The sequence below is a fragment of the Rheinheimera sp. 1928-s genome (genome assembly GCF_029269265.1).
Classification (GTDB): domain Bacteria; phylum Pseudomonadota; class Gammaproteobacteria; order Enterobacterales; family Alteromonadaceae; genus Pararheinheimera.
This window is the reverse complement of sequence record NZ_JARIXP010000003.1, coordinates 535,191-550,996: the sequence shown is the minus strand read 5'-3', so window position 1 is coordinate 550,996 and position 15,806 is coordinate 535,191. Positions and strand designations below refer to the sequence as shown.

Here is a 15,806-nt window from a genome sequence, read left to right as displayed (position 1 = left end):
AGAAGTTTTTATAGGTTTATAATTGTAAAAAAACCGGCTTTCGCCGGTCTTTTTACAAGTCAGAGATTAATCTCTTGGCTTACGTGGTGCACGTGGAGCTGCACCTGGACGCGGGCCTGAACCTGTTTCCGTACGTTCACGACGTGGTGCTGAGCTTGGCGCTGAACCAGAAGTTGAACCACCAGCTGTTGAGCCGGTATCCACGCTGATGTTCAGTTTTTGCTTACGCACATAGACTTTTTTCAGGTGCTGCATAGTTTCAGCCGGGATATTGGCTGGTAATTCTACAGTACTGAAATGATCAAACAGTTTGATGTTACCGATGAACTGGCTGTCGATGTTGGCTTCGTTGGCTATAGCGCCAACGATGTCACCAGCGCGTACGCCATGTTCTTTACCCACTTCAATGCGATAATTGGTGTAATCACCTTTTAACTCACGACGTTGACGTGGTGGACGATCACCGCCACGCTCAGGACGGTCACCTGAACGCTCTGGTCTGTCACCGCGGGAAAATTTGTCACGGCCTGAAGATGGAGCACGATCATCACGGTCACGGCTATGTGGCTCGCGGATTTCCGGGAACTGGTTCGCTACGTTTAACGGAGAATCTTTCTGCGCCAGATACAATAAGGCAGCGGCCATATCAGTATCAGTAGTTTCTAACTTTTCACGCCAGTCGTTCACCAGATCCTGGAAGAAGCTTAAGTTTTTCGCTTCAATGGTCTGAGCTAACTGAGCACGGAAAGACTCGATACGACGCTGTTCAATCACCTGACCTGTTGGCAGCGACATTTTTTCAATCGGCTGACGGGTTGCATGTTCGATAGTACGTAATAAACGACGCTCACGTGGTGATACAAAGAGGATAGCTTTACCATCACGACCAGCACGGCCAGTACGACCTATACGGTGTACATAAGCTTCGCTATCGTATGGAATGTCATAGTTAATAACCAGACTGATACGTTCTACGTCCAAACCACGGGCAGCAACATCTGTTGCTACAATCACGTCCAACTGATCCGATTTTAAGCGACGGATAGTCAGTTCGCGGTGAGCCTGGTTCATATCACCGTTTAAGCAGGCAACTGCATAACCACGGGCACCCAGTTTTTCAGCAATTTCTTCAGTTGCACTTTTGGTACGAACGAAAATGATGCTTGCATCATATTCTTCGCCTTCCAGAATACGGGTCAACGCGTCCAGCTTCTGATTATTGTCCAGCATCACGTAACGCTGTTGAATACGTTCAACTGTGGAGGTTTTTGATTCGATTTTCACTTCATGAGCATTTTTCAAATGCTTCTGAGCAATAGCGCGGATCTGGTTTGGCATAGTAGCGGAGAACATGGCTACCTGACGGCCTGGCGGAGTTGCATCCATGATAGTTTGCACATCATCGATAAAACCCATACGCAACATTTCGTCGGCTTCGTCCAATACTATGGCACGCAGTTTATCGAGCACTAAAGTGCCACGATCTAAGTGGTCCATGATACGACCTGGCGTACCAACAATAACTTGAGAACCACGTTTCAGTGCTTTTAACTGAGTGGTGTAGTTTTGACCGCCGTATAAAGGCAGTACATGGAAAGCTGGCATATAACGGGCATAAGCCTGGAACGCTTCTGCAACCTGGATAGCCAGTTCGCGAGTAGGAGCCAACACTAAAATTTGTGGATCATTTTGGGCCGGATCTAAACGGGCTAATAAAGGCAGTGCAAATGCAGCTGTTTTACCTGTGCCTGTTTGGGCTTGGCCTAGCAAGTCTTCACCAGCTAGTAACTTAGGAATAGCCGCTTCCTGAATTGGAGACGGATGTTCATAACCAAGTTCTAAAACTGCACGAAGAATAGGTTCCGGCAGCGCTAGCTGGGAAAAAGACATGGACTCGGACATATATTGTATAAACCTCAATAACACGCAGGCGAACGGTTTGTGCTATCGTAGATTTACTGAGCCTGCTTTGCAGTAAAAATACCCAAAAAGGTGCAAGAAGCATTCGCTTTGCACGTTTTAATTCCAGTAGTATAGCCAATCATTTCACTGACAATAGGATGCAGTATGATTGAGATCCTTGTGGGCAGCCAAATGGGCGCTGCGGAATATGCAGCAGAACAAGTAGCTGAAACTTTGGAAAAAGCGGGTTATGAAGTAAAACTTCATCTCACCCCTGATTTAACACTGATAACCAGAAATAGTATCTGGTTAGTCGTCACTTCGACGTATGGCGCAGGGGATCTGCCCGATAATATCCAACCTTTTGTGGATCAATTAGCACAAGATCGAACAGATCTTACCACAGTTTCCTACGCAGTGATCACTTTAGGTGATTCCAGTTACGATACTTTTTGTCTGGCTGGTAAAAAAATCTCTGACCTTTTTGGCTCTTTAGGCGGCAGATTATTGTTACCAGGATTAGATATCGATGTTTTAACGGCTGAACTGCCTGAAGATCAAGCTTTAGTCTGGCTGCCTCAATTTATCAAAAGCCTGCCTTAAACTGTCTTTAGTTATACAGAATAGGATCTTTTACAACTCTTTACTCAAAGGCCCATAAACAAAGGGCCTTTTCTCTTTATAACCCGATCATGATCCACTTCTATATAGAGAGGATCATACTTATGATCCAGTTACACATTGTTATCCACAGTTTTAACTGATTTTTAAGTTTAATGTGTATAAGTATAGTTATAACTTATGTAAAAGCTGAAGTTATCCTCTGTGTAACAAATCAGGTTTTATGCCCTGTGTATAAAAGTGCTAGTTAAACACCGCTTGTTCGACCCAGGATCTTGTGTTGATCACAGGATCCGATCCTTCTTAACTGATTGATCTTCAAAACAGATCAAGGGTTACCCACAGAAAAGGCTCTGTATAGTAGTAAACATAATAAAAAGATCTCTTTAAAGATCCTTATATATTATTAGTGATCCTTTGAGGATCGTGATCGAGTTTTAATCGTTTCCCAAAGCCTCAGATCCAGTTACAATACGCGCCCTTTTTACAGAACTGGTTTTGAGTTCGAGGCCTATATGCTTTATCAGGAAACATTTGATGTCATCGTTGTTGGTGGTGGTCACGCCGGCACAGAGGCTGCGCTTGCTGCGGCCCGCATGGGAATGCAAACTTTATTGCTGACTCACAACGTTGAGACTTTAGGTCAGATGTCCTGTAATCCAGCCATTGGTGGCATTGGTAAAGGCCATCTGGTAAAAGAAATTGATGCCCTTGGTGGCGTTATGGCGAAAGCCACGGATCGTGCTGGGATCCAATTCAGAACTTTAAACAGTTCTAAAGGCCCTGCTGTACGTGCAACCCGCGCTCAGGCTGACCGTCAGCTCTATCGCGCAGCTGTGCGTTTAGTACTTGAAAACCAGCCAAACCTGAAGATCTTTCAGCAAGCCTGTGATGATTTGATCGTAGAAAACGATCAGGTCTGTGGTGTAGTGACCCAAATGGGTTTGAAATTTAAAGCTAAATCAGTGGTGCTGACAGTAGGTACTTTCCTCGGTGGCCAGATCCATATTGGTTTACAGAATTACAGCGGTGGCCGTGCTGGCGATCCGCCATCCATAGCTCTGGCACGACGTTTACGTGAATTGCCTTTCCGTGTCGGCCGTTTAAAAACCGGTACTCCACCTCGTATCGATGCCAGAACCGTTGATTTCTCAGTGATGCAGGCTCAGCCTGGTGATAACCCTACTCCGGTATTTTCGTTTATGGGATCCCACAAGGATCAACCGACGCAGATCCCTTGTCATATCACTTACACCAACGAACAAACCCACGATATTATTCGTAATGGTTTAGACCGATCGCCTATGTACACTGGTGTGATTGAAGGCATAGGCCCACGCTATTGCCCTTCGATTGAAGACAAGATCACCCGTTTTGCTGACAAAGATAAACACCAGATCTTTATTGAACCTGAAGGTTTAACCACACACGAGTTGTATCCAAACGGGATATCTACCAGCTTGCCTTTTGACGTGCAGTTAAACCTGGTTCGTTCCATCAAAGGTCTGGAAAATGCCCATATTACCCGACCTGGTTATGCCATTGAATATGACTTTTTTGATCCACGGGATTTAAAAACTTCATTGGAAACCAAGTTTATCAAAGGCTTGTTTTTTGCAGGCCAAATCAACGGCACCACAGGCTACGAAGAAGCAGGTGCTCAGGGCTTGATGGCCGGTATGAACGCTGCGCTGTCTGCTCAGGACAAAGAATCCTGGACTCCAAGCCGTGATCAGGCCTATGTCGGAGTTCTGATTGACGACTTGACCACTATGGGTACGAAAGAGCCGTACCGCATGTTCACCAGCCGTGCTGAATACCGTCTGATGTTACGCGAAGACAATGCCGATATTCGTTTGACTGCCAAAGGCCGTGAGTTAGGTTTGGTCGACGACGATCGTTGGGCTGCGTTTAACCTGAAAATTGAACAAATTGAATTGGAACGTCAGCGTTTAAAACAGCAGTGGATCCACCCACAACATGCGGCTTTAGCTGAAGTGAACCTGTTGGTGAAAACACCGTTGAGCAAAGAAGCCAGCTTAGAAGAATTGATCCGTCGTCCTGAAGTGAATTATCAGGATCTGATGAAAATTGATCTGGTAGGCCCAGGATTAGCTGATCCTGCAGCTGCCGAACAAGTTGAAATTCAAATCAAGTACGAAGGTTATATCAATCGTCAGCAGGATGAGATCTCCAGACAAGAGCGTAACGAAAACACTCGTTTGCCTGCAGGCTTTGATTACAAAGCGGTGAAAGGTTTATCCAACGAAGTGATACTGAAACTGAATCAGGTGCAACCTGAAACCATGGGTCAGGCTTCGCGTATTTCCGGTATTACGCCTGCCGCTATTTCGTTATTGCTGGTCTACCTGAAAAAACAGGGTTTACTGCGCAAATCTGCTTAAGCATTGGGATCATCATGCTGGAAAAATTAAAAAAGCTGGTCGCACAGACCAGCTTGGTTTTATCTGAACACCAACTGCAACAGCTTGTGGCTTATGTCCAGCTGCTGGATAAATGGAACAGTGCTTATAACCTGACCTCAGTGCGTGATCCGGAAGAAATGCTGGTGAAACACATTATGGACAGCCTGGCTGTGGCGCCTTTTGTCACTGGACAACGTATTATCGACGTTGGCACAGGCCCTGGTTTACCTGGTATCCCACTGGCGATCGCTTTGCCTGACAAGCAATTTTACCTGCTGGATAGCCTTGGCAAACGTATTCGTTTTTTAAATCACGTCAAATTGCAGCTGAAACTACAGAACTTTGAAGCTATTCAGAGTCGGGTGGAAGATCATCAACCTGAAACAGGGTATGATGCGGTGCTGAGCCGGGCTTTTGCTTCAATGACTGATATGGTGAACTGGTGTCAGCATTTGCCAGCGGCCGATGGCCAGTTTTTAGCCATGAAAGGCGCTTTAGCTCAAGAAGAAATTGCAGCTTTGCCGAATTTTGTTAAAGTTGTCGGCAGTCATCCGTTACAGGTGCCAACACTGAACGCCGAACGTTATCTGGTAGTGTTGGAGAAAATCTAACTTAATCAAAAATTTATTGGGGTCCTTGTGGGAAAAGTCATAGCTATTGCAAACCAGAAAGGTGGTGTGGGCAAAACAACCACAGCGGTCAATCTGGCTGCCTCTATGGCCGCAACCAAACGCAAGGTGCTGCTGATTGATTTAGACCCACAAGGCAACGCCACTATGGGCAGCGGCGTCGACAAGTACGCCGTGCATGCCAGTGCTTATGAGTTGTTGGTGGAAGAAAAACCTTTTGCCGAAGTAGTGGTGAAAGAAACGGCTGGCGGTTACCATCTGATTGCAGCAAATTCTGATGTGACAGCGGCCGAAGTGCGTTTACTGAATGTGTTTGCCCGCGAATTGCGTTTACGTAATGCGCTAAAAGATGCCCGCCAACAGTACGATTTTATTTTTATTGATTGCCCGCCAGCACTGAACATGCTGACGGTGAATGCCATGGCCGCCGCCGATTCTGTGCTGGTGCCTATGCAATGTGAATACTATGCGCTGGAAGGCCTAACCGCCCTGATGGACACCATCAATCAGCTGACGTCTGTGGTCAATGCCGATCTGAAAATCGAAGGTATTTTGCGTACCATGTACGACCCGCGGAACCGTCTGGCCAATGATGTGTCTGAACAGCTGAAGCAACATTTTGGCGATAAAGTCTACCGCGCCGTGATCCCACGTAACGTGCGACTGGCGGAAGCACCAAGTTTTGGTACTCCGGTGATGTATTACGACAAAGGTTCAACAGGGGCTAAAGCCTATCTGGCCTTGGCTGGCGAAATTTTACGCCGCGCCGATAAAAAAACGGTAAAAACCTCCATTTCCGCCTAATTGAAAAGCGCCTAATAGACAAGGAATACAACTGAAGATGTCGGTAAAAAAACGTGGCTTAGGCCGGGGCTTAGACGCTTTACTCACTACTAAACCTGTGTCTGATCAACAGAATGACGCCAACTTTTCTTCAGCGCAGCAAAGCGAATTGCAAAAACTGCCGATTGAATGGCTTAAGCCGGGTAAATACCAGCCGCGTAAAGATATGTCGCAGGATGCGCTGGAAGACTTAGCCAGTTCTATTCGCTCTCAAGGTATTATTCAGCCGATAGTGGTTCGTCAGGTGGGTGAAGAATCCTATGAAATCATCGCTGGTGAACGGCGCTGGCGTGCAAGCCAGTTGGCTCAATTAGATGTTATTCCTTGTATTATCAAAGACGTACCAGACGAAGCCGCTGTTGCTATTGCCCTGATTGAAAACATTCAGCGCGAAGATCTGAATGCAATGGAAGAAGCCATAGCGTTGCAGCGTTTATTGTCAGAATTTGAACTGACACATCAGCAAGTGGCCGATGCTGTTGGCAAATCACGCGCTAGTGTGACTAATTTATTACGCCTGAATCAGTTGAATGACGATGTGAAGTTATTACTGGAACATGGTGATATCGAAATGGGTCATGCCCGTGCTTTATTAGCACTGGATGGCCTGGCGCAATCTGATGCAGGCCGTTTGGTTGCTGCAAAGCAGATGACAGTGCGTGATACTGAAAATCTGGTGCGCCGACTGCTTGAACCTGCCCCTGAAGTTACTCCTAAAGTAAAAGATCCGGATGTCAGTTCTCTGGAGCAACGCTTAAGTGAACGTTTTGCCGCCCCTGTTGAGATTAATTACAACAAAAAAGGCAAAGGCAATCTGGTGATTTCATACAGCAGCTTAGATGAGCTGGAAGGCATACTGAGCAAATTACAGTCAGAGGATTCTGAATCCTAAGCTGTAATTTTTCACTATCTCAGACAAAAGTTAGGCTAAGCCCGCTTTTTCTTGCAAAAAAAAGGCAGATAAGTATACTTGCGACGGCATTTTAACCGTGGTTTACAGATGGTTCAGACTGAACAAATTACAATGGCTTCACACGAACAGAATAAGAAGCAAGCCTATAAATTTGTTGTTTTTCAGCTGGCTCTGACGTTTTTGATCGCCGCTTGTTTCTTTTATTTTGGCGAGCTCGAAGCGAAGTCAGCCTTAAAAGGCGGACTTATTGCTGTTATTGCTAATGTAGTATTTGTTTTTTTATCGTTTAAAGTGGATGCATCACAAAATCAAGAATTGGCCAGGCAGATGATGCAAAAGGCCGTATCCCTGAAAACGATGATCAGTATTTTATTATTTGCAGCTGTTTTAAGCGGTTCGGCCATTGAAGCCGCCCCTTTTTTGTTGACCTACGTGATCGTAGTGATGCTGCACTTTTGTACAGGTTTCTTTTTTAAACATTAACTATTGGGACTAAAAATGGCAGCAGGCGAAGAGATTACTCTCACCGGTCATATTCAGCACCACCTTACTAATGCAAAAATGTGTACTGTCGATGGCAGTGTCGCGTTTAACAAAGCATGTAGTGAGGCTGGCTTCTGGACATGGCACATTGATACCTTGGCATGGTCTATTGGTTTAGGTTTGCTTTTTTTGTTTTTATTCAAAAGAGCAGCGAACAAAGCCACTGTAGGCGTACCAGGTAAATTCCAGTGTTTTATCGAAATGGTTGTTGAATTTGTAGCCAACAACGTGAAAGACACTTACCACGGCAAAAGCAAACTTATTGCTCCGCTAGCCCTGACGATTTTCGTTTGGGTGTTCTTAATGAACCTGATGGACTTAATCCCTGTTGATTTCCTTCCTGCATTTGCCGGTTATGTCGGTGAAGCTGGTTTTGGTGTCGACTCTCACGACGTGTACATGAAGATAGTACCAACCACAGATATCAATCTGACCGCAGCTCTGGCTATTGGCGTATTTTTACTGATGATTGGTTACTCGATCAGAATTAAAGGTGTGACAGGTTTTATTAAAGAATTAACTCTGCACCCTTTCCAGGCTTCAAATGTGTTCGTGCAAGCCTTATTGGTACCGTTCAACCTGTTATTAGAACTGATTGCATTAGTAGCTAAGCCATTCTCGCTGGCACTGCGTCTGTTCGGTAACCTGTATGCTGGCGAGCTGATCTTTATCCTGATCGGTGCTGTTGGTTTGATGCAGTTACCACTGCACTTTATCTGGGCTGTATTCCACATCCTGGTTATCGTGTTACAAGCTTTTGTATTTATGATGCTGACCATTGTTTATCTGAGCATGGCCAGTGCTGACAATCACTAGAAGATTTCGCTTTACCTTTAACAATTGAAACTTTGGAGAAAAAAATGGAACTATTATTAGGTTTAAAATATATCGCTGTTGCTCTGCTGATCGGTTTTGGTGCTATCGGCACTGCAATTGGTTTCGGTAACATGGGTGGTAAGTTCTTAGAAGCTTGTGCCCGTCAACCAGAGCTGGCTCCTTCACTGCAAGTTAAAATGTTTATCCTTGCAGGTCTGATCGATGCGGTAGCAATGATCGGTGTTGGTATCGCGATGGTGTTGTTGTTCGTTCTGTAATTCAAAACACACGTTTTTTAATGAACAACAACTTTAATAGGAGGAGGGGTCATGGATCTTAATGCCACTCTACTCGGAGAATTAATAGCCTTCGCAGTGTTCGTGCTGTTCTGCATGAAGTTTGTATGGCCACCATTGATTGGTGCTATAGAAGCTCGTCAGCAAAAAATTGCTGACGGTTTAGCAGCCTCTGACCGCGCTGAGCAAGACTTACGTCTGGTTCAGGACAAGGTTAAGCAGCAATTAGCTGAAGCCAAAACACAGGCTTCTGCACTAATTGATCAAGCTAAAAAGCGTGAACAACAAATTATTGATGAAGCTTCTGTGAAAGCTCAGTCAGAGCGCGAGAAAATTCTTGCTCAGGCTAAAGCCGAAATCGACGCTGAACGTATTAAAGCCAGAGAAGAATTACGCAAGCAGGTTGCAGTATTAGCTGTAGCTGGCGCCGAAAAAATTCTTCAGCGTTCTATTGATGCAGCTGCACACAGCGACATCCTGGAAAAACTGGTCGCAGAACTTTAATGAGGGTGAGCCATGTCTAAACTGACTATCGTTGCTCGTCCTTATGCTAAAGCAGCCTTTGACGTTGCTGTAGAACAAAAAGCATTGGATTCGTGGGCTACCATGTTGTTTTTCGCAGCTGAAGTTGCAAAAACCACTGAAGTAGCTTCACGGTTACACGCTTTAGGTTCTTCAGAAAAGCAAGCTGACTTTTTTATCAAAGTATGCGCAGAACAGCTGAATAGTTCGGGCCAAAACCTGATCCGGATCATGGCTGAAAACCACCGTTTGTTAGCTTTGCCTGAAGTCTTCGACGCCTTTATTCAGTTAAAAGCTGAATATGAAAAAGAAGCCACTGTAGATGTGGTTTCCGCGACCGGATTAGACGCAGCTCAGCAAGCCAAACTGGTTGAAGCTTTATCGCAACGTTTAGCACGTAAAGTAAAATTGAACTGCAGTGTAGATCCGGCCGTCGTTGGCGGTATGGTTATCAAATCCGGTGATATGGTTATTGATGGCTCGGTTCGTGGCAAATTACATCGTTTAGCTACTGCACTGCAGTCATAATTGGGGATTAGAGCATGCAACTGAATTCCACTGAAATTTCTGAACTGATCAAAAAACGTATTGAGCAGTTTGAGGTTGTCAGTGAAGCTCGCAACGAAGGTACTATCGTCGCTGTTACAGACGGTATTATTCGTATCAATGGCCTTGCTGATTGTATGCAGGGTGAGATGATTGAGCTTCCAGGCAACCGTTACGCTATCGCATTAAACCTTGAGCGCGACTCAGTAGGTGCTGTAGTTATGGGTCCATATGCGGACCTGCGTGAAGGTACAAAAGTTAAATCTACTGGCCGTATCCTTGAAGTACCAGTTGGCCCAGGCTTATTAGGCCGTGTGGTTAACACTTTAGGTGAGCCAATCGACGGTAAAGGCCCAATCGATGCTGCTGGTTTTGCACCAGTAGAAAAAATCGCTCCTGGCGTTATCGATCGTCGTTCAGTAGACCAACCTCTGCAAACTGGTTACAAGTCAGTTGACTCCATGATCCCAATCGGTCGTGGTCAGCGTGAATTGTTAATCGGTGACCGTCAGACAGGTAAAACGGCTTTAGCTATTGATGCCATCATCAACCAGAAATCTTCTGGCGTGAAATGTATCTATGTCGCTATAGGCCAGAAAGCTTCTACTATCGCTAACGTAGTACGTAAACTGGAAGAGCATAACGCTCTGGCCCACACTATCGTTGTGGTTGCTTCAGCTTCTGAAGCCGCTGCACTGCAGTTCCTGGCGCCATACTCTGGTTGTACTATGGGTGAATACTTCCGTGACCGCGGTGAAGATGCACTGATCGTATACGATGACTTGTCTAAACAAGCTGTTGCTTACCGTCAAATCTCTCTGTTGTTACGTCGTCCACCAGGCCGCGAAGCTTACCCAGGTGACGTATTCTATCTCCACAGCCGTCTGTTAGAGCGTGCATCTCGTGTCAACGAGCATTATGTTGAGCGCTTAACTAACGGTGAAGTGAAAGGCAAAACGGGTTCATTAACTGCACTGCCAATTATCGAAACTCAGGCTGGCGACGTTTCTGCGTTCGTTCCAACCAACGTAATTTCGATCACTGACGGTCAGATCTTCTTAGAATCTGGTTTATTCAACGCCGGTATCCGTCCAGCTGTGAACGCTGGTATCTCGGTATCCCGTGTTGGTGGTGCTGCTCAAACAAAAATCATCAAAAAGCTGGGTGGCGGTATCCGTTTAGCCTTAGCTCAGTACTCTGAACTGGCGGCATTCGCTCAGTTCGCTTCTGACCTGGATGACGCGACTCGTGCGCAGTTAGACCACGGCCAGAAAGTTACTGAACTGATGAAACAGTTACAATACGCGCCAATGGGCGTGGCTGACATGGGTGTGTCTATTTTCGCTATCGAAAAAGGCTACATGAAAGACATCGAAGTTGCCAAAATCCTTGATTTTGAAGCCGCTTTAATTGCTTACATGCACTCAGAGCACGCAGCGTTTATGGCTGATCTGAACAAAACCGGTAACTACAACGACCAAATCGAAGCGACATTAAAAGGCGCTATTGAGAAGTTTAAAGCAACTCAGACTTGGTAAACATATCGGGTGCGGGCAACCGCACCCGGTCGTTGAAACTTTCGGAGATTAAGTCATGGCCGGCGCAAAAGAGATAAAAAGTAAGATCGGGAGTATTAATAATACTCGTAAGATCACCAGCGCAATGGAAAAGGTAGCAGTCAGCAAAATGCGCAGAGCGCAAGAGCGGGTTGCACATAGCCGTCCATACGCTGAAGGTATGCGCAAAGTGATCGGCAATATCGCAAACGGCAGCATTGAATACCGTCATCCGTATTTAACGGAACGTCCGGTAAAAAATGTCGGCTACATTGTGATATCGACAGACCGTGGCCTTTGCGGCGGCTTAAATACCAATGAGTTCAAACGTATTGCTCTGGACATGAAAAGCTGGAAAGAGCAGGGAGCCCAGGCTCAAATTGCGGTGATCGGCAACAAAGCTACAGCGTTTTTTAAACGTTTTGGCGGTAAAGTGCTGGCGCAACAATCTGGTGCTGGTGACACCCCACGTTTGGCTGATGTGATTGGTTCGGTCCGCGTAATGCTGAATGCATACGAGGAAGGCCGTATCGACCGCTTGTTCCTGGTCTACAACAAGTTTGTAAATACCATGAAACAAGAGCCAGTGATCGAACAACTCTTACCTTTGCCAAAAGCAGACGTAGCAGCGAAAAGCCATAGCTGGGATTACATTTACGAACCGGATCCAAAGGTGATTTTAGATAAATTACTGGACCGCTACGTAGAGTCTCAGGTGTACCAGGGTGTAGTTGAAAACGGCGCCAGCGAACAAGCTGCCCGTATGGTTGCGATGAAAGCCGCAACAGACAACGCTGGTAGCTTAATGGATGACCTGAAGTTGGTTTACAACAAAGCACGTCAAGCAGCTATTACCCAGGAACTGAGCGAAATCGTTGGTGGGGCCGCTGCTGTTTAAGGCTAAGGTTACAGAAATTAGAGGATTAAACATGAGTCAAGGTAAGGTAGTCCAAATCATTGGCGCCGTTGTGGATATCGACTTTCCACAAGAATCGGTACCTGGTATCTATGACGCGTTAAACGTAACAAGCGGCGACCTGGCTGGTTTAGTACTTGAAGTACAACAGCAGTTAGGCGGCGGTACTGTACGTACTATCGCGTTAGGTTCAACTGACGGTTTACGTCGTGGCGCTGAAGTGGCTAACACTGGCAAAGCCATCCACGTACCAGTAGGTAAAGCGACTTTAGGTCGTATCATGAACGTGTTAGGCGAGCCAATCGACGAAGCAGGTCCTATCGGTGAAGATGAGCGTATGCCTATCCACCGTGCCGCACCAAGCTACGAAGATCAAGCCGCTTCAAACGCTCTGTTAGAAACAGGCATCAAGGTTATCGACCTGGTATGTCCGTTTGCTAAAGGCGGTAAAGTTGGTCTGTTCGGTGGTGCCGGTGTTGGTAAAACCGTAAACATGATGGAACTGATCCGTAACATCGCAATCGAGCACAGTGGTTACTCTGTATTCGCCGGTGTAGGTGAGCGTACTCGTGAAGGTAACGACTTCTATCACGAAATGAATGATTCAAACGTACTGGACAAAGTATCACTGGTGTATGGCCAGATGAACGAGCCGCCAGGCAACCGTTTACGTGTAGCTTTAACAGGTCTGACTATGGCCGAGAAGTTCCGTGACGAAGGCCGTGACGTGCTGTTCTTCGTGGACAACATCTACCGTTACACACTGGCCGGTACTGAAGTATCTGCTCTGTTAGGCCGTATGCCATCTGCAGTAGGTTACCAGCCAACGCTGGCCGAAGAGATGGGTGTACTGCAAGAGCGTATCACTTCAACCAAAACTGGTTCTATCACATCTGTACAAGCGGTTTACGTACCAGCGGACGACTTAACTGACCCGTCACCAGCTACTACGTTCTCTCACTTAGATGCGACAGTTGTATTGTCTCGTAACATCGCTTCACTGGGTATTTACCCGGCCATCGATCCACTGGACTCTACTTCACGTCAGCTGGACCCGTTAGTGATCGGTAAAGAACACTACGATACAGCCCGTGGCGTGCAGTCAGTGCTGCAACGTTACAAAGAATTAAAAGACATCATCGCCATCTTAGGTATGGACGAATTGTCTGATGAAGACAGAACTGTGGTTTACCGTGCACGTAAAATCCAACGTTTCCTGTCTCAGCCATTCTTCGTTGCAGAAGTATTCACTGGTTCTCCAGGTAAATACGTTCCGTTGAAAGAAACTATCCGTGGTTTCAAAGGTATTCTGGACGGTGAGTTCGATCACATGCCAGAACAAGCCTTCTACATGGTTGGTTCTATCGACGAAGCCATCGAAAAAGCGAAGAAGCTGTAATCAACTACAGCTTTAGGAGAGCGATATGGCAATGACAGTACAACTGGATGTGGTAAGCGCCGAAGAGCGGATTTTTTCTGGTCTGGTGGAATCCATTCAGGTAACAGGCAGTGAAGGTGAGTTAGGTATTTTACCTGGTCACATTCCGCTTCTTACTGGAATCAAGCCTGGTATGGTTCGTATCGTCAAACAGTTTGGCGAAGAGCATCTGATTTATGTTGCTGGTGGTGTGCTGGAAGTTCAGCCTCACAGCATCACAGTGCTTGCCGACATTGCGGTACGGGCTGAAGATCTGGACGAGCAGGCTGCATTAGCCTCTCAGAAACGTGCGGAAGAAGCGATGCAACACGCAGGCGCTGACTTCAACTACGCAGAAGCGGCAGCTCAACTGGCTGAAGCTATTGCCCAGTTACGTTTAATTCAGAAACTTCGCAAAAAATAAGCGGATTACTGCATAGAAAAAAGCCACCTGCGGGTGGCTTTTTTATGTGGTGAAATTAACTAAAGGCCGAAGCCATCTGCACATAACTTACTATTGAAATTGTCACCTCACAGTACCTGCGGGTTGACTCTAAAACTCGCTGTAAAAATAAAGCTCTCCGTTACGTCTAGGGTTAAGGAGCATATAAATTACCAGACAGCCGCAATGCTGCTGATTTTATTAATCCAGAGCGATAAGAATCCCCTTTGTAGAGACCAAATTCATTACTCATTTGTCTACAGGCATCGCTGAATTTTTGTTCCTTTATAATGCGATCTACTGTCTCAGAGATTTGCTGCTCATTGTAAGAGTCTTCATTAAAGACAGTAGCCACTCCAATTTTTTCACAATAAAACGAGTTATCTACTGTTTCTCCTCCACTAGGAAATAAAAGCATGGGAATGGCATTTTCAAGTGCGGCAAGGACTGACGTTGTATGCCCAGCTGAGATAAATAAACTTGCATGAGAAACTACCGCTCTGATGGGTATATGGTTAGCCAGAAAAAAGTTGTCTGGTACTTCACCAACAAAGCCATCCATCCTGTTCACATCAGCTATCACTAAGTAGTCGGAAGCGCCAAATATTGACTTGATCAAACTCCAGAATCCTTTCATATAGAAAGTTCGTCCTTGATTTACATACAATACTTTTCGATCTCTATTCTTAGGAAGGTTAAGCCAATTTTCTAACATTTCTTCCGTATCACTCACTGCTTCTGGTTCCCATATACAAGAACCAAAGGCAACAGTTTTTTCAGGTATACCCCCTATTTTGCTCATTAGACCAGGAACGCTTCTCTGAAGCATCAAATCACCTGTAAACGGAATACGAGATAAATCATGGTTTACTTTTTGAAAGCCAAGACTAGCCCTTGATTTCATATAAGTATTAAACATATCTGTCGTACGCCACTTACAGTGGTCATGAATCTTTTTAGGAAGACTAAATATATTTACATCGTTGACCCATAAATATGAAAAAAAACCAAGAGTAACAACACGCAGGCCATATCTTTCAGCCGCCAGAATTGTGCCAAAAGATAAAGGAGAGGTTACAACTAAATCATAGCTAAAATTTGAAACTGCATATTCAACATACTTGATCTGGTTTGAAATATCCTCAAGATCACCAAAGCGTTTAATTAAAAATGCATCTTTATTTTCTTTATCATGCTCTATCCATCGGATTCCTTGTCCAAGAACAATCTCTTTGATGCTTTTACTGCCAATAAAATGGATGTCATATCCGAGTCGTTTGAAACTATTGGCCAGTCCTATCATCGGGTAAAGAAAGCCAAAACTGTCAAAAGTACAAATAAGAATTCTCATGGCGACTCCGGATTGTTGGTATTTAGACATAAATATCAGTCTAACCAAATTTTCCAAAGTCAAAACC

At 45.4% G+C, this 15,806-nt stretch carries 16 protein-coding genes; 14 read left to right on the top strand and 2 right to left on the bottom strand.

All coding sequences use genetic code 11. The annotated features are described in order from the left end of the window. Positions 1-66: 66 nt before the first annotated feature. Positions 67-1,902, bottom strand: coding sequence for a DEAD/DEAH box helicase (locus P3C17_RS10165; protein WP_233080359.1), 1,836 nt, complete (start codon positions 1,900-1,902; stop codon positions 67-69). 165 nt (positions 1,903-2,067) lie between these two features. On the opposite strand from P3C17_RS10165, the gene mioC reads away from it, so the two are divergent. The 14 genes from mioC to P3C17_RS10095 all read left to right on the top strand — a co-directional run bounded on the left by mioC (position 2,068) and on the right by P3C17_RS10095 (position 14,370). Continuing rightward, entirely contained in the window at positions 2,068-2,505 is a 438-nt protein-coding gene (gene mioC / locus P3C17_RS10160) for an FMN-binding protein MioC (protein ID WP_300929337.1), read from the top strand. 533 nt (positions 2,506-3,038) lie between these two features. Beyond that, positions 3,039-4,928 (top strand): tRNA uridine-5-carboxymethylaminomethyl(34) synthesis enzyme MnmG, encoded by a 1,890-nt coding sequence (gene mnmG / locus P3C17_RS10155; RefSeq protein ID WP_300929336.1) that lies wholly within the window; start codon positions 3,039-3,041, stop codon positions 4,926-4,928. A 14-nt stretch (positions 4,929-4,942) separates the two neighbouring features. Further along, on the top strand, positions 4,943-5,560 hold the full coding sequence (rsmG, locus tag P3C17_RS10150) for a 16S rRNA (guanine(527)-N(7))-methyltransferase RsmG (RefSeq protein WP_300929335.1): 618 nt from the start codon (positions 4,943-4,945) through the stop codon (positions 5,558-5,560). 27 nt (positions 5,561-5,587) lie between these two features. After that, positions 5,588-6,382, top strand: coding sequence for a ParA family protein (locus tag P3C17_RS10145; protein WP_300929334.1), 795 nt, complete (start codon positions 5,588-5,590; stop codon positions 6,380-6,382). 37 nt (positions 6,383-6,419) lie between these two features. Beyond that, the gene (locus tag P3C17_RS10140) at positions 6,420-7,313 is read left to right on the top strand and encodes a ParB/RepB/Spo0J family partition protein (RefSeq protein ID WP_300929333.1); all 894 of its coding nucleotides are present in this window, start codon (positions 6,420-6,422) and stop codon (positions 7,311-7,313) included. A 108-nt stretch (positions 7,314-7,421) separates the two neighbouring features. Further along, complete coding sequence (locus tag P3C17_RS10135; RefSeq protein WP_300929332.1) at positions 7,422-7,817, top strand: ATP synthase subunit I; 396 nt, start codon at positions 7,422-7,424, stop codon at positions 7,815-7,817. A gap of 15 nt (positions 7,818-7,832) precedes the next feature. Beyond that, entirely contained in the window at positions 7,833-8,693 is an 861-nt protein-coding gene (gene atpB / locus P3C17_RS10130; protein ID WP_300929331.1) for a F0F1 ATP synthase subunit A, read from the top strand. 44 nt (positions 8,694-8,737) lie between these two features. Further along, positions 8,738-8,971, top strand: a complete 234-nt coding sequence (gene atpE / locus P3C17_RS10125) for a F0F1 ATP synthase subunit C (RefSeq protein ID WP_300929330.1) — start codon at positions 8,738-8,740, stop codon at positions 8,969-8,971. Between the two features lie 51 nt (positions 8,972-9,022). Beyond that, positions 9,023-9,493, top strand: coding sequence for a F0F1 ATP synthase subunit B (gene atpF, locus P3C17_RS10120; RefSeq protein ID WP_300929329.1), 471 nt, complete (start codon positions 9,023-9,025; stop codon positions 9,491-9,493). Between the two features lie 12 nt (positions 9,494-9,505). Further along, a complete protein-coding gene (gene atpH / locus P3C17_RS10115) occupies positions 9,506-10,039 on the top strand; it encodes a F0F1 ATP synthase subunit delta (RefSeq protein ID WP_300929328.1) in 534 nt (177 codons plus the stop codon). 14 nt (positions 10,040-10,053) lie between these two features. Continuing rightward, positions 10,054-11,595, top strand: coding sequence for a F0F1 ATP synthase subunit alpha (gene atpA / locus P3C17_RS10110; RefSeq protein WP_300929327.1), 1,542 nt, complete (start codon positions 10,054-10,056; stop codon positions 11,593-11,595). 55 nt (positions 11,596-11,650) lie between these two features. Beyond that, entirely contained in the window at positions 11,651-12,511 is an 861-nt protein-coding gene (gene atpG, locus P3C17_RS10105; RefSeq protein WP_300929326.1) for a F0F1 ATP synthase subunit gamma, read from the top strand. Positions 12,512-12,542: 31 nt separating this feature from the next. Continuing rightward, positions 12,543-13,928: a F0F1 ATP synthase subunit beta gene (atpD, locus tag P3C17_RS10100; protein ID WP_008897146.1), complete on the top strand. Its 1,386-nt coding sequence runs from the start codon at positions 12,543-12,545 to the stop codon at positions 13,926-13,928. 25 nt (positions 13,929-13,953) lie between these two features. After that, on the top strand, positions 13,954-14,370 hold the full coding sequence (locus tag P3C17_RS10095; protein WP_233080348.1) for a F0F1 ATP synthase subunit epsilon: 417 nt from the start codon (positions 13,954-13,956) through the stop codon (positions 14,368-14,370). Between the two features lie 172 nt (positions 14,371-14,542). On the opposite strand, the gene P3C17_RS10090 is transcribed toward P3C17_RS10095, so the two are convergent. Next, positions 14,543-15,739 carry a nucleotide disphospho-sugar-binding domain-containing protein gene (locus tag P3C17_RS10090; RefSeq protein WP_300929325.1) on the bottom strand — a complete coding sequence of 399 codons (1,197 nt, stop codon included), beginning with the start codon at positions 15,737-15,739 and terminating at the stop codon, positions 14,543-14,545. Positions 15,740-15,806: the final 67 nt, after the last annotated feature.